We start from the raw sequence: 25,059 nt of genomic DNA on the forward strand, positions 1-25,059 counted from the left end.
TCGCTACCGGGCCCCGAGAACGGGTAGCCAGACCGCCAAGGCCGCCAGGGTGACCAAGAGGACCGGTGGCGTGATGACCAGGCCCACCCGCATGTACTGGCCCCAGGTGATACGCTGGCCCTTGGTGTCGAGGACGTGGAGCCAGAGCAGGGTCGCCAGGCTGCCGATGGGCGTGAACTTCGGGCCGAGGTCGCAACCGATGACGTTGGCGTACACCATCAGCTCGCGCATCAGGGGCGACAGGTCCGGGGCCTGCTGGATGGAGAGCGCGCCGACGAGCACGCTCGGCATGTTGTTCATCACCGACGACAGGATCGCGGCGGCGACCCCCGTGCCGAGGGTGGCGACGAACGGACCGAAGCCCGAGAGCCGCACGAGGCCTTGCGCCAGGTAATCGGTCAGGCCGGCGTTCTTCAGGCCGTAGACTACGAGGTACATGCCGAGGCTGAACAGGACGATCTGCCAGGGGGCACCCGCGAGCACCTTGCGGATCGGGATGACGCGGCTTCGGTTCGCCAGCGCCAGCAGGACCAGTGCGCCGGCGCAGGTGACCACCGAGACCGGCACGCCGAACGGGGCCGTCATGAAGTAGGCCACCAGCAGCAGGGCGAGGAGCGGGAAGGCCGCCTTGAAGACAAGCGGATCCTTGATCGCGTGGCGCGGCGGTTCGAGCTCGGTCACCGGGTACGTGGTTGGCAGGTCGCTCCGGTAGAACAACCACAGCACCACCAGGGTCGCGGCCAGCGAGACGAGGTTCACCGGGACCATCACGGCGGCGTAGCGGCTGAAGGTGATGTCGAAGAAGTTCGCCGAGACGATGTTGACGAGGTTGGAGATCACCAGCGGCAGGCTGGTCGAATCCGCCACGAACCCGCAGGCGACGATGAAGGCCAGGGCCGCCGCCGGCTTGAAGTCGAGGCGCAGCAGGATGGCGAGCACGATGGGGGTGAGCAGCAGGGCCGCCCCGTCGTTGGCGAACACCGCCGCGATGGCGGCACCGAGGAGGATCACCAGCGGGAACAGCAGGTGCCCCCGGCCGCCGCCCCACCGGGCGATGTGGAGCGCCGCCCAGTGGAAGAAGCCGGCCTCGTCGAGCAGGAGCGAGATGATGATGAGGGCCACGAAGGTGAAGGTGGCGTCCCAGACGATGTGCCAGACCACCGGGATGTCCCCGGGATGGATGACCCCGGTGCCCAGTGCCACGGCGGCCCCGATCAGGGCGCTCCACCCGATGCCGAAATCCCGCGGCTGCCAGATGACGAAGACGAGGGTGACCACGAAGATGGCGAGCGCGAGCATCGGGACTGTTTCTTGTTCTTGGGGGTGTGGGTGGGGTCAGGCGGTAGCGACGCGGCGCCCGTGCTCGTCGACGACGCGCTCGCCATCCTCCTTGACGAACTCGCCCTGTTGGGCGGGAAGGAGGTCGAGGACCGCCTCGGAGGGCCTGCATAGGGCAACACCCAGTGGGGTGACGACCAAGGGGCGGTTCAGCAGGATCGGATGCTCGCCGATGGCATCCAGAAGCTGATCGTCCGTCAGGCTCGGGTCCGAGAGGCCGAGCTCGCCGAAGGGCGTTCCCTTCTCACGGAGCAGATCACGGACCTTCACGCCCGCCCGCTCGGCAAGCTGGCGCACCAGGGTCCGGTTTGGGGGCGTCTTCAGGTACTCGACCACGTGCGGCTCGATGCCGGCGTTGCGGATGAGGGCTAGGGTATTGCGGGACGTGCCGCAATCCGGGTTGTGGTAGATCACGACGTCCATCAGGTGGTCTCCGTGCAACAGGCGGCAAGGGCAGCGACAGCCGGGGCGCAGACCTCAGGGCGTCCCTGGCAGCAGTCGCGCATCAGGAACTGGATGAGCTCGGACAGGTCCGGGTAGGCGGCGCTGTAGATGATCGAGCGCCCCTCGCGCCGGGACGTGACCAGCCCGGAATGCGAGAGCTCCTTCAGGTGGAACGACAGGTTAGTGCCCGACACGCCGACCGCCTCGGCGAGCGTCCCGGCCGCCGTGCCGTCAGGGCCGGCGGTGACGAGCTGGCGCACGATACGCAGGCGATGCTCCTGGCCGAGGGCCGCGAAGGCCGCCACGGCTTGCCGTTCGTCCATCATGATGTCAATATCTCAACCATCGTTGAAACGTAGAGGAATGAAACGTCTTGGACAAGCCCCTGCAGCCCTTCGCCGATGGAATGCCGAACCTAAGCGAGGGGCATTTCGTGGTCCCGACGACCGACGCCCTGCACGTGAAGACACCGTTCACCCACGCCCCGCGCTTCCTGATCCTGTACGGATCGCTCCGTGAGCGCTCGTTCAGCCGCCTCCTCGCCTACGAGGCCGCGCGCCTGTTGGAGGCGATGGGCGGCGAGGTGCGGATCTACGACGCGCACGGCCTGCCGCTGCCCGACGACGCCACTGCCGATCACCCGAAGGTCCGGGAACTCCGAAACCTCTCGATCTGGTCGGAGGGCCACGTCTGGGTCAGCCCCGAGCGACACGGCGCCATGACCGGGGTCATCAAGAGCCAGATCGACTGGCTGCCGCTCTCGGAGGGTTCGGTGCGCCCGACGCAGGGGCGGACGCTCGCCGTGATGCAGGTCTCCGGCGGCTCGCAGTCGTTCAACGCGGTCAACAGCCTCCGCGTGCTCGGTCGCTGGATGCGGATGATCACCATCCCGAACCAGTCCTCGGTCCCGATGGCGTACAAGGAGTTCGACGAGGCCGGCCGGATGAAGCCGGGTCCGCTCTACGACCGGGTGGTCGATGTCTGCGAGGAGCTGATGAAGTTCACGCTCCTCACCCGCGAGCGATCCGACTACCTCGTCGACCGGTATTCGGAACGCAAGGAGCGCGAGCCCGAAAGGCTCAAGGCCGTCGCCGTCGACATCGGGTTCGTGAAGCGACCCTCCTGATCTGCACGTCCACGCCGACCTCTTCTACGCCATCGCCTCGCCCGGTAGGATAGCGATCCCTATTTCAAGGGCTCCACGACCGTAAGCACAAGAGTCTGAGCGCTGGGGCATGTCGGCCGCCACGATGGCGACCACGGGGGCCGTCTCGTCGGGGCGCCGACGATCGCGACGTGGACGGATCCTTCGCCAACGTCGACGGCGGTCAGCTTCACTAGGCTCAGCTGGAGCTTCCGCATGCCGCCTCGGTCAGCGAGGGGGACCGGACGGAGTGGAGCGTCCCCGAGACGTAGACGAGGTCGCCGACGTCCGTGCCCGGCGCGTCGGCCTCGGCGATGGAGGCGATCGGCTCCGCAGTCAGGAGCAGAAATTTCGCTAGGCATCACGTCCTCCTTGGCCTTGCGCCGAACGAACCCCGCCCAGGTCCGGACGGTCCCGTGCGTCGCTGTCTCCAGCACCGCCACTTCGGAGAGGGTCGACGCGGTCAGGGGGCGAGCGAGGATGGCCAGGAGTGGGATGGTCACGACGCCGCCTTCAAGACGATCGCGTCGACGTCGGCGAAGGCGCCGTCGACCTCCGCGGTGGTGATGGCGCCGGCGCCGATGCCGGCAGCGACCTGGTTGTAGACCGCCAGACAGACGCCAATATGCCTCCGGATCTGCAGGCTCAGCACCTTCAAGCGGTCGTTCGTGAGGGGCCGATCTACCCCGTCGGCGAACGTCCACGGGTCGCTGTCCTTCCGGGCGTCGAGCAGCGTCGCGGTGACCTCGCTTAGCGTGCGCGTCAGGGCCCGCTCGTTGACGGCGACCGCCCAGCCGTCCCACGTTGTGCCGCCCGCCTCGGCCGCTAGGTGCGCCTCGTATGCGTAGGCCAGGACAGCGGCCGCGTCGGGCGGAGCCGGAGCGTTCGGATCGAGCCAGGAGCCATCGGCCTGTTGGGCCTACCTGAGCCACAGCCAGGCGCCGACCGCGTCGCAGATGACGTCGAGGGAGAGACTAACCATGTAAGATAGCGTGGACCGGGGGCGTTAAGGGGGTGAACGTCACGTGGGGCCCTGAAACATAACACCCCCCGACCCCGGGGGCCGGAGGGTGCGCTCAGGATGTGGTGCATCGCGAGGACGACGGATACGTCGACAGTCTAGAATATACCCCACCGAACAGCATCGGACAAGCAAAAGAGGGCGAATAACGACGGTCTAGCAAGGGGTAAGCGGCGGTTCTAGACTTGGAACGACGGCGGTCCAGTAGGGGGTAGAGCCATTCCTACGACCCCCCCCGAGCGTCGACGGCCAGCCACATCCAGGGAGGGCGGCGCAGAGCGTCACGGTAGTGAGCTACACCGGGGAACGGGGCAGGCGGCAGCGACGGGGAAGGTAGCAGGGGGACGACGGCGGGATGACGACCTGCGGGGAACCAGGAGGCCCGGGCCCAAGGGTACAACGGGGGCCCAGGGGCCCATATGTGGAACCAATTACCCGATTATCGTTGAGGGAGAACGGGTTACAGCGCCGAGAACGCCCGTCAGGATTTCGTCCATCTTGGCCTCCATCCACGGGCCCTTGGAGGCCGGTACGATGAAGCTATCGTGGACGGGCAGGCAGGGGATGGACGCCTTCTCGCAGGCCTTGAGGACATCCACCGCCATGGCGCTGTCTACGGCCATGCAGCGGATCCCACGGTCTGCAGCGATGTCTGCGGCGATGGGGGTGTTCCGCGCCACGACGGCCTTGAGCAGGCCGCGGGTGTAGTCCCAGCCGTGCTCCCAGTCGTCCTTGTCCATAATGGCCGCCGCTGCCGCGTTCATGGTCTTCGCGTTCAAGGCGACGTTGAGGGCGAGCTTGCCCTCGTCACGGGGGAATGTCCCCGTGACGTAGGGATCGTGGCGCAAGACGTGACCACGGGCTGCGTAGAGGATCCGCGGATGGAGGGTGGCGAAGTCCGGCTCGAAGGCCGCCTCGCCGTTGATGAGGAGCTCCCGGCGGCGTCCCTTGGGGAGGTTCTGCCACCATCCGTAGAGCCGGCCATGGCGGTCCCAACGGCCACGGCCGAACACGCGGTAAACCTCGGGGCTCGGGGTCGGGACGACGCTGGCCCACGTCCCCTTCTCCTTGCGGTCGTTGCGGGCTCGGACAACGCGCGTGGCGTGCTCCCACCCGTTGCCCGTCGGCATCGTGACCGAGACCTTGCCGAGGTAGGCATTGATGCGGTCGAGCTCGGCCTCCAGGCGTCGCGTCTGACGTGTCGGGTCGTAGCCGATGACGTCGCCGGCCTCGTCCTTGAGGATGAGGCGGCAGCGACGCGTCTCGTACTCGAAGGGCGCGTCGCGGAAGGCGTGGACGAGGTCGGGGGTCGCACGCAGGCGGCTCTGCATCCCGGTGGAGAGGTGGTCGCCAGGGCGGGCCCGGACCTCCTCGATCAGCCCGAGCTCGACGAGTTCAGCCACGGCGGCGAGCACGCGGTCGTAGGTGTAGGGCAGGCCCATGTACCGCGATTGACCGGCGTAGAACGCCTTGCGGCGCGAGTAGCTGACCCAGCGATCCTCGCCGGGCGCCATGTCGGCCGCGATGCACGCGGCCGCGAGGACGCTGCGCCTGGCGACGTCCTGCCTGCGATCGGGGATGTCGGGGATGCCGGCGGCCGAGAGGATGTTCTCCGGGATGCGCCAGTGGAAATCGAGGGCGCGGTCGCGCGCCTGTGCCGTGTTGAGCATGTCGTATCCATCGACACGTCAGGCACCACACCGCCGTGTCGGGACCGATGATCCGCTCGACATTAGCCTTAGTCTATGGGTATGTGCTTTGGAGATCCGCTGATATACTTCGCGAGACCAGTAGTTCAACCGCCCCGACGGGGTGCATGATCTCACGGGGGTAAAGCATCGATTTCAGCCTCGCCCACGGCCTAACTTCGAGGCACCGGAGGATTCAGCCAACGAGCCCCGTGGACGGCTCCACGGGGCTCTAATGCGGTCGAAAATTTATTTGTGCTCGCATGCGGCCGTCGCCTGATGCCGTGAGGACATATCGAATCCGCGAACAGCTTGGTGAGCTGGTGGCTCGAACTCCTAACCCGATCGGGGTCTACCCGACGACCTCGCGGCGGCCCTGGAGCGGGCCCTGTCGGCCGTGAAGCACATCGACGCCGGTAGGATCGGAGCCGAGGCGTGATGCCCAGTGACCAGGCGTTCCTACTCACCTTCGCAGGCCTGCTGCGAGTCGGCATCCTCGCCGACCCTGTCCCGACCTACCGGGCATGCCGATCGGCTTGCGCCGCCCTTGGGGACGCATTCGTGCCCGTTGACTACACCTGACCGATTCGCGCGGTCCGCTTAGTCCACGAGGAGGATTGGGAGAGTCGGCTGAGGGTCACCCCAACCGCGGCCGCCGTGCGGGCAACGCTGGCGAGCGAGGGCGTGGAGAGCGTCCTGGCACGGTGGGGCGGGCGCTACCGAGGCAAACTCATCGCGGCAGCGAACCGCGCCGCGCGCAGGTCACCGCCCGCCAGACATCCCCTTACGTGGCCGGGATCGGGGGCACGTCCGGAGGCGTCGCCTGCGTGTAGGTGACGGTCTGCACCGTGTAGTCGGGCGTGCCTGAGAAGCTGATGCCCAAGCCGGCGTAAAACCCCATCACGGAGTGGAGCGCGCTCAGGGACGACTTCCTCATCTCGACGGCGACCATGGTCCTCTGGGACAGGCCGACGCGTCGGGAAATTTCGTCCTGCGTCAGGCCGACGAGGGTCCGCGCGGCGCGCAGCTGCATTGGGGAGGGATACACGACGAGGCACTCCGAGCCGGATTCGATGGAAGGCCATTATCACCAAAGCGCCCGAAACGTGCAATGACGGCACATCGACTCGCGTTCTCAGAAGAAGGTGATATCCTCCGATTCGTGCCGACATCGCCGGATCCACTGGCGAAAAAAAATGGCCCCGGAGGCGCGCGAACGCCGCCGAGGCCTGGTCAGCCACAGGAGCATCCCCGTGACCGAACCGTGCACCCACCTTACCACCACGACCGCCCCGAACGGTAGCCTCGCCGCGTCCCTCGCCCAGGGAATTTCGCAGTACGCCGAGCGCTTCGAGGAGGCCTCGGTCCTTGAGATCGCGGCGGCCATGAGCGTCGAGGATCCCCACGCGGCGCGGTCGTTCCTCCTGGAGCGCACTGCCGAGCCGGCGTTCCCGATGCTGCGCAGGAGCGTCCTCGGTACGATCGAGCTCCGGATCGAGGCCGCCAAAGCCGCTGCGCGTGACCGCCTCCTCCTGGTGACCGGCGACGACGCGCCGGGCGGGAAGAGCGACAAGGCGCGCGAGGCGATCTTCCGCCGGGACCCGGGCGCATTTCTGCCAGGCGCCGAGGTCAGCAAAGTCCGCCCGTTCGCCCGGGCCTTCTGGCACGTCCTGATCGACGGGAAGGACGTGCCCTGCGTCTACGTCTGCCGGGCCGCCGTCGTGAGCGACCTGCACGACATGGTCGAATGCCTGGCCGAGAACAGACAGTACGAGCGGGGCATCGTCATCGGTGCGCCCGAGACCGCGCGGGACATCGCCGGCCTACTGCCCCCGAACATCGCCTTCGTGGCCGTACCCCTCGCCACCGACGGGAGGCGCGCGTGAACGCCATCGTCCGCATCCCGGCCGCGCCGGCGATCTCGATCTTCCGCTTCGACAACCACGACATCCGCGTCGTGGAGATCGACGGGCTGCCCTGGTTCGTCGGCGCCGACGTCTGCAAGGCCGCCCGCCTCTCGAACCCGTCCGTCTCGCTCAAGGCGCTCGACGAGGACGAGAGGGCTAAGATCTTCTTAGGGCATCCCCAGGGCGAGGTCCTGGTCATCACCGAGGGCGGTCTCTACACCCTGCTGATGCGCAGCCAGCGTGCCCTCGTGAAGGGCGCGACGGCATGGCGGTTCCGTCGGTGGGCGATGAACGAGGTCCTCCCCGAGATCCGGCGGACCGATTCCTACGCCGTGGCACCCGCCCCGACGCCGGTCGCGATCCCCGAGGACCTCGACGATAACAGGGTGCTGAGGAGGATGCTCCTGGCCCGGATGGATCGGGAGGACGCCCTCGTCGAGCGCCTTGTCATCACAGACCAGGAGCTCATCGACACCTCTCGCCAGCTCACCGCCTCGCAGCGGCAGGTACAGCGGGCCCGGCCGGCGGTGGAGTGCGTCGAGCGGTTCGCCGAGAGCGAGGGGCTCTACAGCCTCCAGGCCGGTGGCAAGGCCCTCGGGCAAAAGCCGAACAAGTTCATCGCTTGGCTGAAGGAGCGCGGCGACCTGTTGGATCTGAACAGGTCGAACCTCCCCCGGCAGGACCTCATCGACCGTGCCCCGTTCCGCGTCCGGATCGAGGAGTACGGCGGCAAGCCCCGTGCGACGCCGAAGATGACGTCGAAGGGCATCCTCCACTACGGACGCGAGCTCTGCGTCTCCGTCGACTGGCGGGCCGCACGGGAGCCCGACCTGTTCGACTGACACCACTCAGACTCTGAGTGGTGACGAGGGGCCCGGGTGACCGGGCCCCTTTTTCGTGCCTGAAATCTTGTGCAGCGAAATGGGAGCGAAGGCCGGTTCGCTATCATTGGCAACCCGGCCCGGGCACGCCTGCGCACGGTTTCGGCACGCTCTCAGCATATTTTCGCGCGTTTCAGTCCGCGCGATCGGCGTTACACCGAGAGCGGAATCCGGCCTCGCTCGTGGGGCGCGCTGCAGCACCCCCGATCCAGGCGCTCGGCGGCCTACGGGCACGGCTCCCCTTCGAGCCGCCGCCGGTACCGGACGCCGTCGTGCAGTAGGACGCTGCTGGGCAGGAGGACGAGCTCCGCGTCGTAGGGGACGACGCTGCCCCCGTTGCCGTAGCACTGGCGGGACGTCACCCGGCCGCCGGCTATCCGGGCGCCGTGGCACTCCATCAGGTCGATGCCGACGACCCCAGCCTCGGGACCGACGACGATCGCGGGGACGTCGGCCCCCTCGGGGCAGTAGAGGCCCGGGGCGGGCTGGAAGGCATCCGCCTCGACGGGGCCGGCGAGCAGGGCGAAGATGGCGAGCGCACGCACGGTCAGATCTCCACGATGAGGGCGGGGTCGAACGCCGGGTTTTCGCCATGCCGGCCGCGTGGGTTCGCCAGCACGCGCGTCCCGCCGACGACGTAGTCAGCGGACCGATGGATGTGGCCGTGGATCCACAGGGCGGGTGCGTCCGGACCTTCGAGGACGCGCGTAAGGTCGGTCGCGTACGCCGCGTCGATCGCCTGCAGGGGGCCCTGCCTCCCGAGCGACGCGGGGTGGGGGGCGTGATGCGTGACGACGACCGTCGGGCCGTCCCACGTCTCCGCAAGCGCGCGCTCGATCCGCCCAAGCTGGGCGACGTGCTCGGCGGCGGCGGCGCTCGGCCTGAAGGCGTTCGTCTCGCCCGAGGCCGTACGGACCTTGACCTTCCGATGGTCTCGCATCCCCCCGTTGCGGTCACCACAGGAGGCCATCGTCGGAGCCCGCCATGCCTCGCCAAGCAAGGCGTAGTCCGTCCAGACCGTGGCGCCGATGATCCGTACGCCCTCGATGGCCAGGACCTCCCCGACGGCGAGCAGGTGGATGCCCGCGGCCGCAGCGGCCTCGCGCCCGCGTTCGAGCTCGCTCTGCCAGCGGCTCCCGTAAAAATCATGATTCCCGGGCACGTAGACGACATGCCGGACGTACGGCGCGACGCACGCCGCGAGCCAGGGCAGGCTGCGCTTCGTCAAGCCATCGGCGACGTCGCCGGCCACGATCGCCACGTCGCACACCGGCACGGCCGGGGCCTCCCAGCAGTCGGCATCGTCGTGCACGTCAGAGAAAATCCATGCCCTTGTCATCCCAACCTCCCTCAATCCACGCGGACCCGTCCGCCTCGAACCACGCCATCGACGCCCGGGTAACCAGGAGGCCGTTCGTCCTAAATCCGGGACACCAGAGGCCGTACCGGAGCCTCACCGCCGAGGGCGGCCGCGCCCCCTCGGCCACCGTGCCCGTGGCCCATGCGTGGACGTCCCGGGCCCCCGTCCGCAGGCACCGCTGGCGCCCCGCCTCCGACGCTCGGAGGACGACGTCGGCAAGCACGATCGCCGGCACGTGGCCGACGACCCTGCCCCGCTCGCGCACGCTCCAGGCGCGGCGGGTCAGGTTCCGGTAGACGTCATGCCTTGCCATTGGCGTGGAGATCGCAGCACGTCTTCGCCCACCCGCCCTTGCGGATACGGCCGGGGGCCCCGCAGGTCTCACAGACATAGGCCGACAGGTGCTCCACGCAGTCAACTATAGTCGAGACTTCATTGCGCGTTGCCTTCCTAGTCTTGCCTTCGATTGAGTAATGCCAGCGGGCCTGCGCGAACTTCTCCTTCGTTTGTTCGGTCCGGAATCCCGTCGCCCCAGCCTCGGAGACCAGGCTCGCGCCCGCCTCCCACAGCCAGCGCCAGCCGCCGCCCGAGTACGGCCCCCCGGGTTCGAACGTTGTCGGGTAGCGCCCGCGCAGCGTGGCGTCCCAATCGTCCGGGACGACCGCGCGGCCGGTCTGCCAGCGCAGGGCGAGGACGCGCGCCAGGACGCGGAGGACGTCCTGCGCGGGGGGCGGCGGGACGAAGCGGCCGTCGTCCTGACGGGGCAGCGGGGAGCCACCCGTCCACGTGACGAGGGGACCGTGGGCGCTCGGGCTGACGCCCGTGGGGACGACGTCGACGTGGCCTACGTGCCGGCACACGGCGTCGTCAGCGATCGTGCGGAATTCGTCGATGAGCATGGGGGTCTCCTGGGGGCTGAGGGGTGAGCAGAGGGGGGACCGCGCGCCGATTTCACGCGCGGACCTCGCGGGGTTCACGGCGGTCGTCCGGGTTCGCAGGCAGCGCGTCGGCGAGGGCGAGCAGGCCCTGGCAGAGGTAGCGGGCCTCCGATGGCGGGAAGGCCCCGCGGGCGTAGGCACAGCTCGCCAGGTGGAGGACGGACAGGCCGGTGACGGCGAGCTCGTCGCGTAGTTCGTCCTGCTCGTGGCGGGCTCGCATTTGGGTGATCGCCGCCTCCAGGACGATGATCGAGGCGCGGCTCGGGTGTGCGTCGGTCATGGGATCTCTCCTTCAGGGGGTGGGGTGTCAGTGGCGACGGGCGAGGGTCTCGCGGCCGTCGAGAAGCGTCGTCACGGCGCGGCGGAGCGGGCGGAGCGAGCCCCCCTTCCACACGCGGCCAAGGAGGTGGAGCTCGTCGCCGTCGAGATCGGGGAGCCAGCCGGAGTCGAGGCCTCGCTCGTCGCGGATTTCGCTGACGAGGTTGGCCGCCGCGACCGGCAGGTCCTCGGCCCTGGGAAGGCCGACGTGCACGACGCGGAAGCGGTCCAGGAGGGGGCCGGGGACGCCTCCCGTCCCGTTGGCCGTCGCCAGGAACTGGGTGCCGCTCAGATCGGCGTTCGTTTCCAGATAGACCTCGTGGAAGGCGCGGCTCCCTGCCGGCTCCAGCAGGGCGATCAGGGAGTCCGTGAGGCGCCCGTTCTCCGACCTCGTGCCCGCCTTCTCGATCTCGTCGATGATGATGACGGGGTTGGCGACGCGGAGCCGCTGGATCGTCTGCAACGGGACGCTTGCGCGCCCCGTGCTCCACTGGCGCGACGTCCCGCCGAACGCAGCGTCGGCGACGCCGGCGGCGTTGTAGAGGACGCACGGGATCCCGGCCGCCTGGCAGAACGCCTGCAGGTAGCTCGTCTTCCCGCTGCCGGGCGGGCTCACCGCGAGAGTGTTCCGCAGCCGGGCTACACCTCCGTTGGCGAGGTCCCGCAGCAGCAGCGCGGTGAGATCCCTGAACCACGGGAACCGCGCATCGAGCAGCTTGCCGACGGCCACGACGTCGACGCCGTGGACGAGCGGGAGGGCCTCGCCGGCGAGCGCGTTGAACTCCGCGCGCGGCGTCGATCCCCGCGTCGACCGGGACGACCCCGAGGTCTCGGACCCGGGCAGGTGGTCCAATGCCCCCTTGGCCAGGACGACGAGCGTCGGGGCGGGGCGCGCCGCCCGGTCCCGCCACCCGCCGTCGCCGAGGGGCCAGTCCAGCTGAGCCAGCGCCGCCAGGTCGTCGGCCTGCTCGTCGACCCACGCCCTCGCGCTGCCGCCGGCGCCGCCGGCGCCGCCGCGCAGCAGATCTTCCTCGACCCCGATCTGCCTGTGCGCAGCCGCGACGATCGCGGCCGTCTCGCCGAGCTTGAGCGCCAGCCCATCGTAGGGAGCGAGCAGCGACGCTTGCTGATCGGAGACGTACTCGGACTCCTGCAGGTCCACCGTCGCGTCGGTGGAGTACCGGATACCGTTCCGCAGGGCGAGCCAGGCAGCCGCATGGTTGCCGTTCGCCAACGAGGCGTGGAACAGGCGCAGGCAGATGCTGGCGCAGTAGGCCGCGGCCTTGGCGTTCCCCAGGGCCGCCTGGGCGAACAAGAGGTCGTCCGCCAGATGCGCCGCGGCGTCCTGCCCAGCGTCCGAAACGCCATCGGCGTTGGCGTGCTCGCGGAGCGCGTCGTCTGCCTTCTGCAGGGACGCGATCGTCACGTCCCGCCGCGTCCGCCCGAGGGTCCTGACGAGCGCCGCCGGGAGCTGAGGCTCCTCGGCTAGGAACGCGGCGATCGCCAGGCCCGCGTCGCGGCGGGCGTCGTACCCGACGAACTCGGCGCCGTAGCCCTTCTTTCGCGGTCCGAGGGAAGCCTCGGGCTGACGGGGCCCCGTCAGCGCGGTGGAGTCGAGGAGCGTGGCACGGGCGGCCTGGACGGCAGCGGCGCGCGCCCGGGAGGCGTCGTCGGTCATGGGAGGTCTCGCTGGAAAGGAGTGCACGCGGGGCGCGCCGAGCAGGGCTCAGGCGGCGGGGCGGTGCATCCGTTTCGAGCGAGGGAAGGTCATGGCGAGAACTCCGGTGTGACCCCTATGTGCACCAGGCCGGTCCAATGTGCAAGGGATGTGCATTCGTTGCGGACTGGGTCGCGTTCCTAGGGTTAACCAAGCCCTAGCGCGGCCTTCAGGGCCGGGCTGCGGTCGGCCTCCTCGTCCTGCGCCAGGAGGTCGTCCAGCGACGGCCGGCCCTGGTTGTACGTCGACAGCCGCAGGTCGAGCCCGAGGGCGTGCAGGCACCTCATCACCCGGTGCATGCTCGGCTCGTAGCTGTCTCCCCGTTCGAAGGCCGAGAGCCACGACACGCTCACGTCCGCCTTCGCGGCGAGCTGGCGCTGCGAGAGCCGGCGGTGGCGGCGGGCGAGGGCAAGCTCCTCGCCGAGGTTGAAGATGCTCATGACCCGGAGCCTACCGCATCAGCATGCAAGGCACCTACCCGCGACTCAGTCGGCTGCGCGATTTTTTGGACACCGTCCAGTGGAAATCGGCGATCCATGGCAGACTCTCATCTGCACGGATTCGATGGGGGAAATGGAATGGCGCACCAGGCACAGGCTACCGAGGAACTGAGGGTCCGCCTCCAGCGGCGGTTCCCCAACGAGCCCCGGTGGGCCCCGGCCCCGCCGCCGTCCCCCGCCCCGTGGGAGCTCATCCGCGCCGTCCTCACGTAGGGACGCAAGGATGGGCTCGACGACCTGCAGCTCGCCGGGGGCGTCTACGCGGTGCTGGTGGCCAAGGGCCTCATCTCGGAGGGCCGGACGTGAGCGTTCAAGAGCGCCAGCTTGCTATCGCGCAGGCCTTGTTCGTGCGCTGGGTTCGGCGGTCGAACGCTCGCAGGACGGCCTTTCAGGGGCCCTTCTCCTACACTGAGGGCGAGCAGGTTCAGAACCTGCCGCACTCCTACCGCCAGGGTTTCCTCGACGACGCTGCGGCCGTGATGGCGGTTGAGGACGCCCGGACCGCGGCCGCGATCGAGGCCGAGGTCGGCGGTGCCTACCGGATGGAGGACGGGCGCACGTTCTGGATCGACGCCTCGGTCGCACGCGAGATCGCACGCCGTGCCGTCTCCGGGTCCGCGGGGGCCTCGTCCTGATGGACCTCACGCTCATCGTCGCGATGGTCTCGATCGCCCTGGTTTTCGCGCTCATCCTCGGCGTGGGCGTCCTCTCGCGCCTGGATGGCCCGCGGCCGCCGACGGAGGTCACCCGCATCGTCGCGGCCGTCCAGCGCCGTCAGGCCGCCCGCGGGGAGGACTGCCCGTGAGCCTCGGATCTCTACAGGCAAGCGTTGGCCTTCTTCAGCGCAGCGTAGACGGCCGCGGCCGCCGCGCCGGCCTCGCCCCCGTGCGGGACGACGTCTTGGGCTAGGGCCCGCCCGGTGGCCGGGTCGGCCACGATGACGGTGGACCGTGCCGTTCCGCGGAGCACCCGCACGACCAGCTCGACGCGCTCCCCGGAGCCCGGGCCGTCCTCAACGGGGTAGCGGTCCTCGACATGCCCGGCCGGCCGGGCCCGGGGCAGCGGCATGCCCTCAAGGTGGCGGGCGTCGGCGGCGTCGTAGGCGTCCTCGGGCATGCCCGGGAGTCTGGGCGCGCCCCGCCGGGGAGGCAAGCCCGGGACGATGCGGAGAAGGCCCCGGCGGGCGGTCTGCCGGCGGTGTGGTCGGCGTGGTGATGGAGAGGACGATGGACATCAGGGACACGAACACCGAGGCGCCAAAGCGCCACGTCGCGATCGAGGACGACATCGCCGCGGTGCGGGCCGCCCTGCGCGAGGCCGAGGCCTGCACGGACCCCGACGACCTCGACGGGACGACGCACGTCCGGGCGCTCCGGGACAGCCTCGACGGGTTGCTCGCCGAGCAGCGCAGGGGGGCCTGAGCGATGGCGGTGAGCAGCTACAAGACCGTGACCCGCAAGGTCCAAGTGGAGATCCGCACGGCCGAGGACGGCACGGTCTTTGAGGGCGATGACGCTCAGTACCGGGCCGGCCGGCACGAGAGCAAGCTCGCAACCCTTCGGGATCTCGACGCCCTGTTCGCCCGGGACCCCGCCGTGGTGAAGGCGGCCATCATCGCGCACTTCAATGACGAGGACGACGTTGGCGCCGCAGGCCTGTGGTGCTTCCTCAACGATATCTCGAAGCACCTGCCGAAGGTGGAGGCCTGAGCATGCACCGCTCCCCGATCGAGGCGGCCGCCGTCTCCTGGAACGAGGTCCGCGTGAAGGCCTGCGCGGCCCCCTGGGGCGACAAGACCGTATGGACCGACCTCGGCGCGGCCGAGACGGCCCTGAGCAAGGCGGTGTCGGCCTTTCTGAAGCGGGAGGCCGAGTTGGCGGCCCGGGTCGTCACTCACGTGGTGCACGGGATGCGCTTCCACTCCCCGATGACGGTGGAGGTCTACTCCCTCGACGAGGCCATCAGCACGGCGTTCTGGGGTCGAGACAACGGGGACTGGTGGCCTGCCGACGTCCGCACGCCTGCCGGGGAGATCGTCCTCTCCGAGGAGAAGCTCAACGACGAGGTCAATCGGTACGAGTGGAGGGCCTGACCATGCGCATCTACACCGAGACGCCCTTCCGCATGACGCCGCCCCGGATGGCCGTGGTCATGCCGGGAGAGATGTCGTCCCTATGGGTTGCCCCCATCAACGGGCCGATCGCGAGGGAAGCCCTCGAAGCGATCGGCCTCCCCTCGGACGGCGAAGAGATCCGGATCGGGACCCAAGGCGACGTCGTCACCGTCAACGGCGCGAGGGTGACGCAGGGCGACGCCGTGATCGTCTACTGCGCCTGGCACTGCACCCCGAACGATTTCCGCGAGGACCCCTCCGAGGAATTCGTCCGCCAGGTTCGCCACGCCATCGCCGTCCGCCTCGGCATCGAGAGGCAGCTGCAGGGGCTACGGGCATGAGCGAGAGCATCCACATCGCCGGTCGCCGGATCCCCTTGAGGCGCATGGGCGTGCGCGAGGTGGTCGAGCGCATGGCACGATCCACCGAGCTCGCGGCCGAGTTCGAGGTGACCTGCCGGGAGATGAGCCCGTTCGTCGCGTCTCTGGCCTTCCGCCGGCCCGACGACGCCGGCCCAAACCGGAAGGCGCGCCGGGCCGCCGAGGCCAAGGCGCGGAGGCGAGCATGATCAGATCCTGCCCGATCCACGACGGCTACACCGACGACGCCCTCCGTCCGTTCGGGTGGTCGTCGGGGCTGTACTCGTTCCGATGCCGGGACTGCCGGGAACGCGCGGTCGGCGAGAAGCGCTCGCAGCGCTGCCGCACCTGCGCGGTCGCCGCCCTGCGAAAGGCGGAGGCTTACCCGCCGAGCGCCGAGCAGGCCTCCGCGCCGGTGACCAGGTTCGCTGTCCGGGACACCGTGACGGGGCTCCTGTTCTGCAACCGGTCCATGCACCCGAACCGGAAGGAGTGGGACGGGCTGGCGACCGCGCAGGTCTACCTCAAGCGCGAGGCGGCCGAGGCGACGGCGCGGCAGGTCCGCGAGCAGTGGGAGGACCTCCGCCTGCACCACCCCACGCTCTTCCCCGAGCGGCTGGAGGCGGAGGTCGTCGAGGTCCAGCTGATGGTGGTGGCATGAGGCAGTCCACGATCGACGAGATCGCCGGCGGGGCCGCTTGGACCGTCGAGAAGGTCATCTCCGAGAACCCGGCGGACACCCCGGTGGAGCGACCGGCCCGCCTCCGGAGGGAGCTCGCCCTGTGGATCTCGCACGCCGTGAAGCGGGAGGTCATCAACGACCGGCGCCGCGTGGGACGCAGGCAGGCTTAAGCACGGGAACCCTGGACGGGGCCTTGCCAGCCCGCGAGAGTGCCTCAACCTCGGGGGGCACATGGTGAGACAGGACAAGCGCGCGCGGCTGAAATCGATCGTCACGGACGGGACGATGGCGATCCCGGAGGTCGAGGGAGAGTGGCACCACGACCCCTATCGGACCCTCTGGGTCGAGGTCTCGAACCTCAAGATGGGCCAGGCCGTCTCCACGGACTACGGGACCATCAGCCGGACACCCCAGCTGTCCGGGATGGCCGCGATCCGGAGGGACACTGTCCGGCTCGCTGGATGGGGCGACACCTGCCGGGTCCTGCCCGTGACGATCCGGCCCGCCATCCCTCAGGAGGACGGCAACGGCTACACCCCGTTCACCGGCGTGCTCGGCTTCATCGCCGGAGACCGGGAGTTCAGGAGCGAGGACGCCTGGTTCCTGGAGTGTTGGATCCCCGAGATGGACATGGCCGCGATGCTCGCGGCCTACCGCGCTGGCGAGATGCCGTCGTTCCACCTCGGCGTGAAGCTCGATCTCTGGATCACGAAGGGCGACGAGCACACGCCGCCCGGCTACGGGGTCACCTGGTATCTGGCTCCCCACGCGGACCACGCGAGCGAGAGCCCAGAGGTGGCACGGGGCACGGTCCGGCATCTCAGCTGGAGCGACGCGCCGCAGCCAAAGGTCGACGAGGATGATGGGGTGCCGGAACAGGGGCCGCCGCTTCAGGCTCCCGCGGATCCCGCCCCCAACCTGGATACCGCCAACCTCGCCGCAGCGATCGACCGCCTGCGCTCCACCGTTCTGCAGGTCGGCCTCTGCATCGCGGTCGCACTGGTGGTCAGCTGGTTCGTCTGACCAAGGGCCGAAACGTCGCGTCCAGGGATCGACTCCCGAGCGGATTTGTTCTCCATTCGTTCTATGACAGAATCGATGGAGCGGATCGTGGACGAGATGGAGCGGGCCTACATGGAAGCCGCCGACGGCGACGCGCGGGACGCCCTGAGGCGGGCGCTCGGCGACGCCCTGATCGAGATGGCTGAGATCTCGGGGAAGGTCAGCCGCGGGTTCGTGAGGGCGTCCCGGCCGGCGGACCTGGCGCGGAAGCTGGGGCCGGAGCGCCGGGCCCGAGAGGCTGCCCGCTCCGCCGGCTGACGGCCGGTTAACGGCTCGCCCGCATCATGCGGGCATGCGAGATCCGGTCACCGAAAAATTCACGCGCGCCTGGGCCCCCGACGGCGAGGTCGTCTTCACGCCGATTCCTGTCGACGCGATCGAGGCGCATCCCCTGTGGGCGGCCTCCACGCTGTCGGGCGTCAACCGGAAGCGCGTGCTCCAGGAGGCGGAGGAGGCCTGGGTCGCGACGACGGAGTGGCTCCCGAAACCGCAGGAGGACGGCCCGGCGACGACCGTCGCATTGACGGTTTGGTTCAAGCCGTGGCGCGGCGAGTACGCCGGGATCTTCCTGACGTCGGTACCAGGCGCCAAGAAGCAGGAGCGCTGCCTCGGCGTGACGCTGCTCCGGAACGGCACCTACCGGCTCCTGACCGAGCGCCGGCTAGGCCAGAGCGTGACGCACGTTGTCGAGAGCGAGCGGCACCTGTCGGCCCCGATCGATCCCGAGGATCGCGGGGACCTCGGCGGCCTCGCACCCTGAGATCCGGGTTTAGCCGCTCGCGGGAATCCAAGCGGCCGGCGCCGAAATCACCCGCTCGGCTGAAACCCGCCCGCCTCTAGACGTGCTCGGCTTGGTAGACGTAGGGCCCGGGGTCCTCGGCCATGCACCGGTAGGGCCGGGTGAAGTCGGTCAGCCCGTCGTAGATGACGCCGCGACTGATGCGGTGGTCCTCCAGCACCTAGGCCCGGTCGGCCTCCAGCCGTTCGATGGTGGCGTCGATCCCCCGCCCGTCGAGGGGCAGCCGATCGCTCATCCGGCTGTCGATCTCCTGCAGACGGGCGCGCCGCTCAGGACGCGTCAGGTCCTTCCGCAGGGCGAGGTAGCAGAGGTCGTGAACCTCGCGCTGCAGGTTCCGCATGCGGGCATAGGACGGGGGGAGTGAAGGTGCGCGGCTCACGCGGTCACCGTGGCAGGCCCGCGTTGAGGGCTGGCTAAGCCGATCACTCAAATCCAACCGGTTGGGCTTGGGACTGTCCACGGCGCGTGCCAGCGTCGGATTTCGACCCGCCCGGGAATGGATTTCGGGCGGGCCTCCCGGCAGCCGTGCAGAAAAGTCCGCCCGAACTCCGCCCGAGAAGCAAAAAGCCCCGGACACGGTGTCCAGGGCTTGTCGTCTAAGTCGCTGTGATGACTTGGAATTGTTGGTAGCGAGGGACGGATTTGAACCGCCGACACAAGGATTATGATTCCTCTGCTCTAACCAACTGAGCTACCCCGCCATAACAAAGGAGCCCGCGCAGCGCGGGCGCCCCTGAAGAGATCGGCGGTATAAAGAAATCCGCCTTCGGGTGTCAACGGGGAGTTTGCGACTTGGCCACTCCCCGGCGCGGTTTTGTCAGAGGCGGGTGCCCAGGATCTCGGCCACCTGCGGGATGTCCTTGTCGCCACGGCCCGAGAGATTGAGCACCATCAGATGCTCGGCGGGCTTCGTCGGCGCGATCTCGAACACCTTGGCGAGGGCGTGGGCCGGCTCGAGGGCCGGGATGATCCCCTCCAGCATCGAGCACAGCTTGAACGCCTCCAGCGTCTCGGAATCCGTCGCCGAGAGGTAGGTGACGCGCTTGGCCTCGTGCAGCCAGGCGTGTTCGGGGCCGATGCCGGGATAGTCGAGGCCGGCCGAGATCGAGTGGGCGTCGGCGATCTGACCGTCTTCGTTCTGCAGCAGGTAGGTCCGGTTGCCGTGGAGCACGCCCGGCTTTCCGCCGGACAGGGAGGCGGCGTGCAGGCCCGAGGCAATGCCATGGCCGGCGGCCTCGACCCCGTAGATCTCCACCTCGCGGTCGTCGAGGAACGGGTGGAACAGGCCCATGGCGTTGGAGCCGCCGCCGATGCAGGCGATGAGCGAGTCGGGTAGGCGCCCTTCCATCTCCAGCATCTGCTCCCTGGTCTCGCGACCGATGATCGATTGGAAATCGCGCACCATGGCCGGATACGGGTGCGGTCCGGCCACCGTGCCGATGCAGTAGAACGTGTCGGCGACGTTGGTGACCCAGTCGCGCAGCGCCTCGTTCATGGCGTCCTTGAGGGTCTTGGTGCCGGATTCCACCGGGATCACCTCGGCGCCGAGCATCTTCATGCGGAAGACGTTGGGCGCCTGGCGCGCCACGTCGACGGCGCCCATGTAGACGACGCATTTCAGGCCGAATCGGGCGCAGAGGGTGGCGGTGGCGACCCCGTGCTGACCGGCGCCGGTCTCGGCGATGATCCGCGGCTTGCCCATGCGGCGGGCCAGCATGATCTGGCCCAGCACGTTGTTCACCTTGTGCGAGCCGGTGTGGTTCAGTTCCTCGCGCTTGAAGAAGACCTTGGCGCCATGGCCCGGAGCCGACTTCGTCCGTAAGTGCTCGGTGATTCGCTCGGCGTAGTAGAGCGGGCTCGGGCGGCCGACGTAATGGGTCAGGTGGCCGTTCATCTCCTCCTGATAGGACGGATCGGCCTTGGCCTCCGTGTAGGCCATCTCGAGATCGAGGATGAGCGGCATCAGCGTCTCGGCGACGAAGCGACCGCCGAAGATGCCGAAGCGGCCGCGCTCGTCCGGTCCATTGCGGAACGAGTTCGGAGAGGGGGCGATGGTCACGGTTGTCGTCCTTCGCGTCTTCGGCCGGCGAGTCTCCGCCGGGCCTGTGCGTTCGGTATTGGGTTGCGCCAATGCCTAGACCCGCGTGGGGGGCGTCTACAATGCGGCGAACGCGTCGATTTGTGAAATCGGACCCTATTCGTAGGCCCGAACCGCCGCGATGAAGGCGGCGATGCGTTCTGGGCTCTTCTCTCCCGGCCGCGTCTCGACGCCCGAGGAGACGTCGACGGCGCGCAGGCCCGTGCGGGCGAGGGCTTCGGCGAGGTTCTCGGGGGTGAGACCGCCCGAGAGCATCGTCCCCGCCGGCAGGGTTTTTCCTGCGAGAAGATCCCAATCGAAGGCGAGGCCGTTGCCGCCGGGAAGTGCCGCATCCGGCGGCGGCTTGGCGTCGAGGAGGATGCGGTCGGCTGCCTCGTACGCGGCGATGGCGGCGAGGTCCGAGGGCGTCGAGACGCCGAGCGCCTTCATCACAGGGCGGCCGCTGCGGTCGCGGATCGCCGCGACCCGCTCGGGCGTCTCGTGTCCGTGGAGCTGGATCCAGTCCGGATCGACGGTGCCAACGGCCGCATCGATCAGGGCATCGTCGGGGTCCACGAGGAGGACGACCCGCTCCGCCCTGCCCTTCGCCCGGTCCGACAGCAAACGCGCAGTCTCCAGCGGGACATGGCGCGGGCTCTTGGGGAAATGCACGAAGCCGACGAGGTCGGCCCCGGCCGAGAGCGCCGCGTCGAGAGTGTCGGGCGTGCTCAGCCCGCAGATCTTGACGCGGATCGACGGCATGACGGCTCTAACGCGGCGCGGGGAGCGCGACGCGGCTGTCGAGGCCGGGATAACGCTCGGCCGGAGCGGGCTCGCTCGCCGCGACACGCGACTTCAGACGCTCGGTCTCGCCCTCCAGGCGCCGGATCTCGCGGCGGCGGGCCGCGCTCGTCCGCCGTGTGCTCGACTGACCCAGCCACGTGCCGATGCCGCCGCAGAGGATGCCGATGGCGACGGAGGCGAAGATGAGGACGTAGAGCGGCAGCGGCAAGCTGAAGGCCGGCGTGTCCGTCGTGAACGGATCGAAGGACAGGCGGACGACCTCCCGATTGGCGACGGCCAGGGCGACGACCACGATCGCCACGGGAAGCAGGATCAAACCCTTGAGGAAGCGGATCATCGAGACACTCCGGTCGATGGGACGAGGCTGTGCATGGCGTTCAGGATTCCTCGCTTTCGGAGGGCTCCTCGGCGCCGATCCCGGCCTCATTGAGTCGCTGGCGCATCTCCTTGCCCGTCTTGAACACGGGGATGGCCTTCTCGGAGACGGCAACGGGCTCACCGGTGCGCGGGTTGCGCCCCCGTCGCGCATCGCGGCGCTTGACCGAGAAGGCGCCGAAGCCGCGCAGTTCGACACGGTCACCGCGCGCCAACGCCTCGGCGATCGTGTCGAGGATTGCCTTCACCAGGGTTTCCACGTCGCGCTGGTAGAGATGCGGGTTCTGCTCTGCGATCCTGAGCACGAGCTCCGACTTGATCATGCGGCGGTCTTCCCTGACTTCATGCGGTTCCGGCACCCCTGCGGACGTGATCCGGGCAGGCGTGATTCGGCGTCGCCCTCAAGGCGCATCGGCGGAACCCGGACGCCAGAGGGCGAGCATGCCCCCTTGCGCGAGACCTGCCGTCTCGTCGCCGGCCTGACGCAGGCGCGTGGCGAGGCCGCCCAGCCCCAGCAGGTCGGCCCCCATGCCGAGAGCCGACCAGAGCTTGAAATCGCTCTCGGATTTCGGCTTCCAGTCGCGCACGGGCAGACCCTTGGCGACGTTGCGCTCGGTCTCGAGCCAGGCGATTGCCTGACGCTCCCCGCCGACACCGTCCACCAGCTTCAGCGGAACGCTCTGGCGGCCGCTGAACACGCGCCCGTCCGAGACGGTCGCGAGTTCCTTCTCGGAGAGCTTGCGCCGCTCGGAGACGAGGCCCTTGAACCAGGCGTAGGTATCGCCGACCACGGAGGCCAGGGCGGCGCGGGCCTCCGGCGAGGTCGGGGTGAAGCCCGACGGCTCTGCCTTCAGCGGCGACGACTTCACCGACTCGACCTTGACCCCGACCTTGTCGAGGAGGCCGGACAGGTCGGGATACTGGAACAGCACACCGATGGACCCGACGAGGGCGGTTTCCCGCGCGACGATATGATCGGCCGCGATGGCGGCAATATAGGCGCCCGACGCCGCCGTGCCGTCGACGAAGGCCACCATGGGCTTCTTCTCGGCCAGCGCGCGCAGGTTGCGGTAGAGTTCCTCTGAGCCGGTGGTGGTGCCGCCAGGCGACGAGATCGAGACGATCACGCCCTGCACCGCGCCGGCATCGCGGACCCGCTCGATGAGTTTCGTCGTCGATTCGCTGCCGGCGATGAAGCCGCCGATGGAGATGCGGGCGATCTGCGGTTTCACGGCCGGGAAACCGAAGCCGTCATTGCCCCGGACCCGGTAGCCCAATGTCCCGACGGCGACGATCAGCCCGCCGATCCCCACGACGCGCCACAGGGAGAGCTTGCGGCGCAGGCGCCGGCGATCGATCAGAAGTTCGGCGTCTGCGGCCATGCGATCGTCCCGCTCCCTTGACTCGTCCGACCGCTGCGGCCGGCTGTTCGCTCACGACACGTAAGGATGTACCGGTAAAGGTGCCTCCAAACGTCCCCTCGAGATGTGTTCCACACCCGCCGCCGGATTGCACCAAGCCGTTGGCAGCTCTCGCGTCCTTCCGCCGGACGACCGATGGAGTCCGGGGTACGCGAAAGCAGGGCCGTGTTCTAGCGCCCCCTCCGGTGGACCGGCAAGAGGACTCGTCGACGGGAAGCGAAGCTTCGGCGCGAAGCCGTGGGGATGGGGGCTCGGCGGGTGGTTCGGTCGCTCGGCCGAAACAGAATCCTCCGATGTCGAACCGGTGACATCGGAGGCTTTTGGCGGCCAAATTCACTCGCTCAGGGAGCGAGGTCGTGGACCGGCTTCGTCGTGGTGGTGCGGTTGCTGTTGAGGACGGTGTTGCTGACCTGTGTCTGCTTCAGTGCCTCCAGGTCGATCTGCGGGGGAGCCGGCAGCTGCAATTGCTCGCTCGTATAGGCCCAGGCCTGCGCGACCCGCTCCGGATCGTCGTTCAGCTTCAATCCGTAGCTGGGGACGATCTGCCGGAGCTTCGCCTGCCATTCAGGGGACGACACCTTGGAAGCGAAGACCTTCTCCAGCACCTTCAGCATGATCGGAGCCGCGGTGGACGCGCCCGGCGAGGCGCCGAGCAGCGCCGCGATGCTGCCGTCCTTCGCGCTGACGATCTCCGTGCCGAGCTTCAGAACGCCGCCCTTGTCCTTGTCGCGCTTGATGATCTGCACGCGCTGGCCCGCCTGCCACAGGCGCCAGTCCTCCTTCTTCGCCTTGGGGAAATACTCACGCAGGGCGGCGATGCGGTCATCGTCCGAGAGCATCAGCTGACCGGCCAGATATTCCACCAGGGGATATTCATCCACACCCACGCGAACCATCGGCCAGACGTTGCTGGTGGTCGTCGAGGACAGGAGGTCGAAATAGGAGCCCTCCTTCAGGAACTTGGTGGAGAAGGTCGCGAAGGGACCGAACAGCAGGACGCGCTTGCCGTCGAGGACGCGCGTGTCCAGATGCGGAACGGACATCGGCGGCGAGCCGACCGAGGCCTTGCCGTAGGCCTTCGCCAGATGCTGCGTCGTCACATCGGGATTCTCGTTGACGAGGAATGAGCCGCCGACGGGAAAGCCGGCGTAGTCCTCGCCTTCGGGGATGCCGGATTTCTGCAGGAGATGCAGGGATCCGCCGCCCGCGCCGATGAACACGAACTTGGCGTCGAAACTCTGCTCGGATCCGTCCTTGAGGTTCCGGGAGACCACGCGCCAGGAGCCGTCGGGATTCTTGTCGATGGTCCGGACCTCGGACGAGGCCTTCAGGTCGAAGTTCGGCTGGCTCTGCAGATGCCCGACGAACTGGCGGGTGATCTCGCCGAACTCCACGTCGGTGCCCAGAGAGGTCCAGGTGGCTGCGATCTTCTGCTTGGGATCGCGGCCCTCCATCATGAGGGGGACCCATTTCCGGATCTGCTCGGGATCGGTCGAATAGTCCATGCCGGCGAAGAGCGGGCTCGCCTTGAGCGCGGCATGGCGCTTCTTGAGAAAGGCAATGTTCTCGTCGCCCCACACGAAGCTCATGTGAGGGGTGTAGTTGATGAACGAGCGGGGGTTCTTGAGGACGCCGTTGCGAACCTGCCACGCCAGGAACTGGCGCGTGACCTGGAAGGCCTCGTTAATCTCGACGGCCTTGGCGATCTCGATCTGGCCGTCCTTCTTCTCGGGCGTGTAGTTCAGCTCCGCGAGGGCGGAATGGCCCGTGCCGGCATTGTTCCAGCCGTTGGAGCTCTCCTTCGCCACGCCGTCCAGCCGCTCGATCATCTGGATCGACCAGTTGGGTTCGAGCTCGCGCAGCCAGACACCGAGCGTGGCGCTCATGATGCCGCCGCCGATCAGAAGGACATCGACCTTCTTCGCCGGAGGGGCCGCGAGAACCAGGGTGCCGGGCACGGCCACGGCCGCCATCCCGGTCAAGGCCGTGCCGAGGATCTGCCTGCGGTTCAGGGCAGGCGCCGTGGAGGAAACGCCCTTGGACGGGCACATATCGTTGTCGTCGGCGCTCATCGCCATACCTCGTTCTGCGGAACACGTCAGAAGGACCCT

The 25,059-nt window shown here is 68.6% G+C and carries 36 protein-coding genes and 1 tRNA gene; 15 read left to right on the forward strand and 22 right to left on the reverse strand.

Features of this window, described 5'->3' with window-relative positions; translation table 11 throughout:
* Window positions 1–3: 3 nt before the first annotated feature.
* From ASF08_RS20530 to ASF08_RS20540, 3 genes are read right to left on the reverse strand one after another with little or no spacing between them, the layout of a single operon-like run.
* Window positions 4–1,299: an arsenic transporter gene (locus tag ASF08_RS20530; RefSeq protein ID WP_055959020.1), complete on the reverse strand. Its 1,296-nt coding sequence runs from the start codon at window positions 1,297–1,299 to the stop codon at window positions 4–6.
* 36 nt (window positions 1,300–1,335) lie between these two features.
* On the reverse strand, window positions 1,336–1,761 hold the full coding sequence (gene arsC, locus ASF08_RS20535; RefSeq protein WP_055959023.1) for an arsenate reductase (glutaredoxin): 426 nt from the start codon (window positions 1,759–1,761) through the stop codon (window positions 1,336–1,338).
* Complete coding sequence (locus ASF08_RS20540; RefSeq protein ID WP_055959026.1) at window positions 1,761–2,108, reverse strand: ArsR/SmtB family transcription factor; 348 nt, start codon at window positions 2,106–2,108, stop codon at window positions 1,761–1,763. Before ASF08_RS20540 ends, arsC begins: the two co-directional genes overlap by 1 nt.
* A 47-nt stretch (window positions 2,109–2,155) precedes the next feature.
* Here ASF08_RS20540 and arsH point away from each other — a divergent pair, with 47 nt between their 5' ends.
* Complete coding sequence (gene arsH / locus ASF08_RS20545) at window positions 2,156–2,908, forward strand: arsenical resistance protein ArsH (RefSeq protein ID WP_055959029.1); 753 nt, start codon at window positions 2,156–2,158, stop codon at window positions 2,906–2,908.
* A gap of 517 nt (window positions 2,909–3,425) precedes the next feature.
* Here the strand turns inward: arsH and ASF08_RS26250 are convergent.
* The 3 genes from ASF08_RS26250 to ASF08_RS20555 all read right to left on the reverse strand — a co-directional run bounded on the left by ASF08_RS26250 (window position 3,426) and on the right by ASF08_RS20555 (window position 6,683).
* Entirely contained in the window at window positions 3,426–3,779 is a 354-nt protein-coding gene (locus ASF08_RS26250; protein ID WP_056251355.1) for a DUF4376 domain-containing protein, read from the reverse strand.
* Window positions 3,780–4,378: 599 nt separating this feature from the next.
* Window positions 4,379–5,617 carry a hypothetical protein gene (locus ASF08_RS20550; RefSeq protein WP_055959032.1) on the reverse strand — a complete coding sequence of 413 codons (1,239 nt, stop codon included), beginning with the start codon at window positions 5,615–5,617 and terminating at the stop codon, window positions 4,379–4,381.
* A gap of 802 nt (window positions 5,618–6,419) precedes the next feature.
* Window positions 6,420–6,683 (reverse strand): helix-turn-helix transcriptional regulator, encoded by a 264-nt coding sequence (locus tag ASF08_RS20555; RefSeq protein ID WP_146180523.1) that lies wholly within the window; start codon window positions 6,681–6,683, stop codon window positions 6,420–6,422.
* A gap of 205 nt (window positions 6,684–6,888) precedes the next feature.
* Between ASF08_RS20555 and ASF08_RS25220 the strand changes: the two genes are divergently transcribed.
* Both ASF08_RS25220 and ASF08_RS20565 read left to right on the forward strand, forming a co-directional pair.
* Window positions 6,889–7,521 (forward strand): hypothetical protein, encoded by a 633-nt coding sequence (locus ASF08_RS25220; RefSeq protein ID WP_162238979.1) that lies wholly within the window; start codon window positions 6,889–6,891, stop codon window positions 7,519–7,521.
* A complete protein-coding gene (locus ASF08_RS20565) occupies window positions 7,518–8,384 on the forward strand; it encodes a phage antirepressor (protein WP_055959042.1) in 867 nt (288 codons plus the stop codon). The genes ASF08_RS25220 and ASF08_RS20565 overlap by 4 nt, the downstream gene beginning before the upstream one ends.
* Before the next feature lie 263 nt (window positions 8,385–8,647).
* Here the strand turns inward: ASF08_RS20565 and ASF08_RS20570 are convergent, their stop codons facing one another.
* The 7 genes from ASF08_RS20570 to ASF08_RS20600 all read right to left on the reverse strand — a co-directional run bounded on the left by ASF08_RS20570 (window position 8,648) and on the right by ASF08_RS20600 (window position 13,196).
* Window positions 8,648–8,968, reverse strand: coding sequence for a hypothetical protein (locus ASF08_RS20570; protein ID WP_055959045.1), 321 nt, complete (start codon window positions 8,966–8,968; stop codon window positions 8,648–8,650).
* A gap of 2 nt (window positions 8,969–8,970) precedes the next feature.
* On the reverse strand, window positions 8,971–9,762 hold the full coding sequence (locus ASF08_RS20575; RefSeq protein ID WP_055959048.1) for a metallophosphoesterase: 792 nt from the start codon (window positions 9,760–9,762) through the stop codon (window positions 8,971–8,973).
* On the reverse strand, window positions 9,737–10,174 hold the full coding sequence (locus ASF08_RS26255; RefSeq protein WP_443136829.1) for a hypothetical protein: 438 nt from the start codon (window positions 10,172–10,174) through the stop codon (window positions 9,737–9,739). The genes ASF08_RS20575 and ASF08_RS26255 overlap by 26 nt, the downstream gene beginning before the upstream one ends.
* Window positions 10,083–10,682, reverse strand: coding sequence for a hypothetical protein (locus ASF08_RS20585; RefSeq protein WP_055959056.1), 600 nt, complete (start codon window positions 10,680–10,682; stop codon window positions 10,083–10,085). Before ASF08_RS20585 ends, ASF08_RS26255 begins: the two co-directional genes overlap by 92 nt.
* A gap of 52 nt (window positions 10,683–10,734) precedes the next feature.
* On the reverse strand, window positions 10,735–11,001 hold the full coding sequence (locus ASF08_RS20590) for a hypothetical protein (protein ID WP_056149081.1): 267 nt from the start codon (window positions 10,999–11,001) through the stop codon (window positions 10,735–10,737).
* Window positions 11,002–11,028: 27 nt separating this feature from the next.
* On the reverse strand, window positions 11,029–12,717 hold the full coding sequence (locus tag ASF08_RS20595) for an AAA family ATPase (RefSeq protein ID WP_055959062.1): 1,689 nt from the start codon (window positions 12,715–12,717) through the stop codon (window positions 11,029–11,031).
* A gap of 185 nt (window positions 12,718–12,902) precedes the next feature.
* Window positions 12,903–13,196, reverse strand: a complete 294-nt coding sequence (locus tag ASF08_RS20600) for a helix-turn-helix domain-containing protein (protein WP_055959065.1) — start codon at window positions 13,194–13,196, stop codon at window positions 12,903–12,905.
* Window positions 13,197–13,558: 362 nt separating this feature from the next.
* Between ASF08_RS20600 and ASF08_RS20605 the strand changes: the two genes are divergently transcribed.
* Both ASF08_RS20605 and ASF08_RS25035 read left to right on the forward strand, forming a co-directional pair.
* Window positions 13,559–13,891 carry a hypothetical protein gene (locus ASF08_RS20605; protein WP_055959066.1) on the forward strand — a complete coding sequence of 111 codons (333 nt, stop codon included), beginning with the start codon at window positions 13,559–13,561 and terminating at the stop codon, window positions 13,889–13,891.
* Window positions 13,891–14,061: a hypothetical protein gene (locus tag ASF08_RS25035; protein WP_156375894.1), complete on the forward strand. Its 171-nt coding sequence runs from the start codon at window positions 13,891–13,893 to the stop codon at window positions 14,059–14,061. The genes ASF08_RS20605 and ASF08_RS25035 overlap by 1 nt, the downstream gene beginning before the upstream one ends.
* Before the next feature lie 11 nt (window positions 14,062–14,072).
* On the opposite strand, the gene ASF08_RS25040 is transcribed toward ASF08_RS25035, so the two are convergent.
* Window positions 14,073–14,372, reverse strand: a complete 300-nt coding sequence (locus ASF08_RS25040) for a hypothetical protein (RefSeq protein WP_055959069.1) — start codon at window positions 14,370–14,372, stop codon at window positions 14,073–14,075.
* A gap of 110 nt (window positions 14,373–14,482) precedes the next feature.
* Between ASF08_RS25040 and ASF08_RS25045 the strand changes: the two genes are divergently transcribed.
* The 10 genes from ASF08_RS25045 (at window position 14,483) to ASF08_RS20660 (ending at window position 18,232) form a co-directional block, all read left to right on the forward strand.
* Complete coding sequence (locus tag ASF08_RS25045) at window positions 14,483–14,677, forward strand: hypothetical protein (RefSeq protein WP_146180522.1); 195 nt, start codon at window positions 14,483–14,485, stop codon at window positions 14,675–14,677.
* Between the two features lie 9 nt (window positions 14,678–14,686).
* Window positions 14,687–14,965 carry a hypothetical protein gene (locus ASF08_RS20620; protein ID WP_146180521.1) on the forward strand — a complete coding sequence of 93 codons (279 nt, stop codon included), beginning with the start codon at window positions 14,687–14,689 and terminating at the stop codon, window positions 14,963–14,965.
* Window positions 14,966–14,967: 2 nt separating this feature from the next.
* Window positions 14,968–15,348 (forward strand): hypothetical protein, encoded by a 381-nt coding sequence (locus ASF08_RS20625; protein WP_055959078.1) that lies wholly within the window; start codon window positions 14,968–14,970, stop codon window positions 15,346–15,348.
* Window positions 15,349–15,350: 2 nt separating this feature from the next.
* Window positions 15,351–15,710, forward strand: coding sequence for a hypothetical protein (locus tag ASF08_RS20630; RefSeq protein WP_146180520.1), 360 nt, complete (start codon window positions 15,351–15,353; stop codon window positions 15,708–15,710).
* Window positions 15,707–15,937 carry a hypothetical protein gene (locus ASF08_RS20635; protein ID WP_055959084.1) on the forward strand — a complete coding sequence of 77 codons (231 nt, stop codon included), beginning with the start codon at window positions 15,707–15,709 and terminating at the stop codon, window positions 15,935–15,937. The genes ASF08_RS20630 and ASF08_RS20635 overlap by 4 nt, the downstream gene beginning before the upstream one ends.
* Window positions 15,934–16,389, forward strand: a complete 456-nt coding sequence (locus tag ASF08_RS20640) for a hypothetical protein (protein WP_055959087.1) — start codon at window positions 15,934–15,936, stop codon at window positions 16,387–16,389. Before ASF08_RS20635 ends, ASF08_RS20640 begins: the two co-directional genes overlap by 4 nt.
* Window positions 16,386–16,580: a hypothetical protein gene (locus tag ASF08_RS20645; RefSeq protein ID WP_055959090.1), complete on the forward strand. Its 195-nt coding sequence runs from the start codon at window positions 16,386–16,388 to the stop codon at window positions 16,578–16,580. Before ASF08_RS20640 ends, ASF08_RS20645 begins: the two co-directional genes overlap by 4 nt.
* Before the next feature lie 61 nt (window positions 16,581–16,641).
* On the forward strand, window positions 16,642–17,433 hold the full coding sequence (locus ASF08_RS20650; protein WP_055959093.1) for a hypothetical protein: 792 nt from the start codon (window positions 16,642–16,644) through the stop codon (window positions 17,431–17,433).
* A 75-nt stretch (window positions 17,434–17,508) separates the two neighbouring features.
* Window positions 17,509–17,730 (forward strand): hypothetical protein, encoded by a 222-nt coding sequence (locus tag ASF08_RS20655; protein ID WP_243214760.1) that lies wholly within the window; start codon window positions 17,509–17,511, stop codon window positions 17,728–17,730.
* A gap of 34 nt (window positions 17,731–17,764) precedes the next feature.
* On the forward strand, window positions 17,765–18,232 hold the full coding sequence (locus tag ASF08_RS20660; RefSeq protein ID WP_055959100.1) for a hypothetical protein: 468 nt from the start codon (window positions 17,765–17,767) through the stop codon (window positions 18,230–18,232).
* 199 nt (window positions 18,233–18,431) lie between these two features.
* Here ASF08_RS20660 and ASF08_RS20665 read toward each other — a convergent pair whose 3' ends face one another.
* The 8 genes from ASF08_RS20665 to mqo form a co-directional block, all read right to left on the reverse strand.
* On the reverse strand, window positions 18,432–18,650 hold the full coding sequence (locus ASF08_RS20665; RefSeq protein WP_156375895.1) for a hypothetical protein: 219 nt from the start codon (window positions 18,648–18,650) through the stop codon (window positions 18,432–18,434).
* Between the two features lie 245 nt (window positions 18,651–18,895).
* Window positions 18,896–18,972: transfer RNA gene (locus ASF08_RS20670), tRNA-Met, on the reverse strand.
* A 116-nt stretch (window positions 18,973–19,088) separates the two neighbouring features.
* Window positions 19,089–20,330, reverse strand: a complete 1,242-nt coding sequence (gene trpB / locus ASF08_RS20675; RefSeq protein WP_056149083.1) for a tryptophan synthase subunit beta — start codon at window positions 20,328–20,330, stop codon at window positions 19,089–19,091.
* Window positions 20,331–20,465: 135 nt separating this feature from the next.
* Window positions 20,466–21,110: a phosphoribosylanthranilate isomerase gene (locus tag ASF08_RS20680; RefSeq protein ID WP_056149085.1), complete on the reverse strand. Its 645-nt coding sequence runs from the start codon at window positions 21,108–21,110 to the stop codon at window positions 20,466–20,468.
* Between the two features lie 7 nt (window positions 21,111–21,117).
* Window positions 21,118–21,489 (reverse strand): lipopolysaccharide assembly protein LapA domain-containing protein, encoded by a 372-nt coding sequence (locus ASF08_RS20685; RefSeq protein ID WP_018043162.1) that lies wholly within the window; start codon window positions 21,487–21,489, stop codon window positions 21,118–21,120.
* 40 nt (window positions 21,490–21,529) lie between these two features.
* Window positions 21,530–21,850 carry an integration host factor subunit beta gene (gene ihfB / locus ASF08_RS20690; RefSeq protein ID WP_018043161.1) on the reverse strand — a complete coding sequence of 107 codons (321 nt, stop codon included), beginning with the start codon at window positions 21,848–21,850 and terminating at the stop codon, window positions 21,530–21,532.
* Window positions 21,851–21,928: 78 nt separating this feature from the next.
* On the reverse strand, window positions 21,929–22,909 hold the full coding sequence (gene sppA / locus ASF08_RS20695) for a signal peptide peptidase SppA (RefSeq protein ID WP_056149086.1): 981 nt from the start codon (window positions 22,907–22,909) through the stop codon (window positions 21,929–21,931).
* Window positions 22,910–23,289: 380 nt separating this feature from the next.
* Complete coding sequence (gene mqo, locus ASF08_RS20700; RefSeq protein WP_238253942.1) at window positions 23,290–25,020, reverse strand: malate dehydrogenase (quinone); 1,731 nt, start codon at window positions 25,018–25,020, stop codon at window positions 23,290–23,292.
* Window positions 25,021–25,059 lie beyond the last annotated feature (39 nt).

This window comes from Methylobacterium sp. Leaf85 (genome assembly GCF_001422125.1).
Taxonomy (GTDB): domain Bacteria; phylum Pseudomonadota; class Alphaproteobacteria; order Rhizobiales; family Beijerinckiaceae; genus Methylobacterium; species Methylobacterium bullatum.

Excerpts from the sequence above, each read along its gene's own strand:
- ASF08_RS20530 (WP_055959020.1), bottom strand. The coding sequence starts at position 1,299 with ATGCTCGCGCTCGCCATCTTCGTGGTCACCCTCGTCTTCGTCATCTGG.
- arsC (WP_055959023.1), bottom strand. The coding sequence starts at position 1,761 with ATGGACGTCGTGATCTACCACAACCCGGATTGCGGCACGTCCCGCAAT.
- ASF08_RS20540 (WP_055959026.1), bottom strand. The coding sequence starts at position 2,108 with ATGATGGACGAACGGCAAGCCGTGGCGGCCTTCGCGGCCCTCGGCCAG.
- ASF08_RS20550 (WP_055959032.1), bottom strand. The coding sequence starts at position 5,617 with ATGCTCAACACGGCACAGGCGCGCGACCGCGCCCTCGATTTCCACTGG.
- ASF08_RS20575 (WP_055959048.1), bottom strand. The coding sequence starts at position 9,762 with ATGACAAGGGCATGGATTTTCTCTGACGTGCACGACGATGCCGACTGC.
- ASF08_RS26255 (WP_443136829.1), bottom strand. The coding sequence starts at position 10,174 with ATGTCTGTGAGACCTGCGGGGCCCCCGGCCGTATCCGCAAGGGCGGGT.
- ASF08_RS20585 (WP_055959056.1), bottom strand. The coding sequence starts at position 10,682 with ATGCTCATCGACGAATTCCGCACGATCGCTGACGACGCCGTGTGCCGG.
- ASF08_RS20590 (WP_056149081.1), bottom strand. The coding sequence starts at position 11,001 with ATGACCGACGCACACCCGAGCCGCGCCTCGATCATCGTCCTGGAGGCG.
- ASF08_RS20595 (WP_055959062.1), bottom strand. The coding sequence starts at position 12,717 with ATGACCGACGACGCCTCCCGGGCGCGCGCCGCTGCCGTCCAGGCCGCC.
- ASF08_RS20600 (WP_055959065.1), bottom strand. The coding sequence starts at position 13,196 with ATGAGCATCTTCAACCTCGGCGAGGAGCTTGCCCTCGCCCGCCGCCAC.
- ASF08_RS25035 (WP_156375894.1), top strand. The coding sequence starts at position 13,891 with ATGGACCTCACGCTCATCGTCGCGATGGTCTCGATCGCCCTGGTTTTC.
- ASF08_RS25040 (WP_055959069.1), bottom strand. The coding sequence starts at position 14,372 with ATGCCCGAGGACGCCTACGACGCCGCCGACGCCCGCCACCTTGAGGGC.
- ASF08_RS25045 (WP_146180522.1), top strand. The coding sequence starts at position 14,483 with ATGGACATCAGGGACACGAACACCGAGGCGCCAAAGCGCCACGTCGCG.
- ASF08_RS20625 (WP_055959078.1), top strand. The coding sequence starts at position 14,968 with ATGCACCGCTCCCCGATCGAGGCGGCCGCCGTCTCCTGGAACGAGGTC.
- ASF08_RS20630 (WP_146180520.1), top strand. The coding sequence starts at position 15,351 with ATGCGCATCTACACCGAGACGCCCTTCCGCATGACGCCGCCCCGGATG.
- ASF08_RS20635 (WP_055959084.1), top strand. The coding sequence starts at position 15,707 with ATGAGCGAGAGCATCCACATCGCCGGTCGCCGGATCCCCTTGAGGCGC.
- ASF08_RS20640 (WP_055959087.1), top strand. The coding sequence starts at position 15,934 with ATGATCAGATCCTGCCCGATCCACGACGGCTACACCGACGACGCCCTC.
- ASF08_RS20645 (WP_055959090.1), top strand. The coding sequence starts at position 16,386 with ATGAGGCAGTCCACGATCGACGAGATCGCCGGCGGGGCCGCTTGGACC.
- ASF08_RS20650 (WP_055959093.1), top strand. The coding sequence starts at position 16,642 with ATGGTGAGACAGGACAAGCGCGCGCGGCTGAAATCGATCGTCACGGAC.
- ASF08_RS20655 (WP_243214760.1), top strand. The coding sequence starts at position 17,509 with ATGGAGCGGATCGTGGACGAGATGGAGCGGGCCTACATGGAAGCCGCC.
- ASF08_RS20660 (WP_055959100.1), top strand. The coding sequence starts at position 17,765 with ATGCGAGATCCGGTCACCGAAAAATTCACGCGCGCCTGGGCCCCCGAC.
- ASF08_RS20680 (WP_056149085.1), bottom strand. The coding sequence starts at position 21,110 with ATGCCGTCGATCCGCGTCAAGATCTGCGGGCTGAGCACGCCCGACACT.
- ASF08_RS20685 (WP_018043162.1), bottom strand. The coding sequence starts at position 21,489 with ATGATCCGCTTCCTCAAGGGTTTGATCCTGCTTCCCGTGGCGATCGTG.
- ihfB (WP_018043161.1), bottom strand. The coding sequence starts at position 21,850 with ATGATCAAGTCGGAGCTCGTGCTCAGGATCGCAGAGCAGAACCCGCAT.
- sppA (WP_056149086.1), bottom strand. The coding sequence starts at position 22,909 with ATGGCCGCAGACGCCGAACTTCTGATCGATCGCCGGCGCCTGCGCCGC.
- mqo (WP_238253942.1), bottom strand. The coding sequence starts at position 25,020 with ATGAGCGCCGACGACAACGATATGTGCCCGTCCAAGGGCGTTTCCTCC.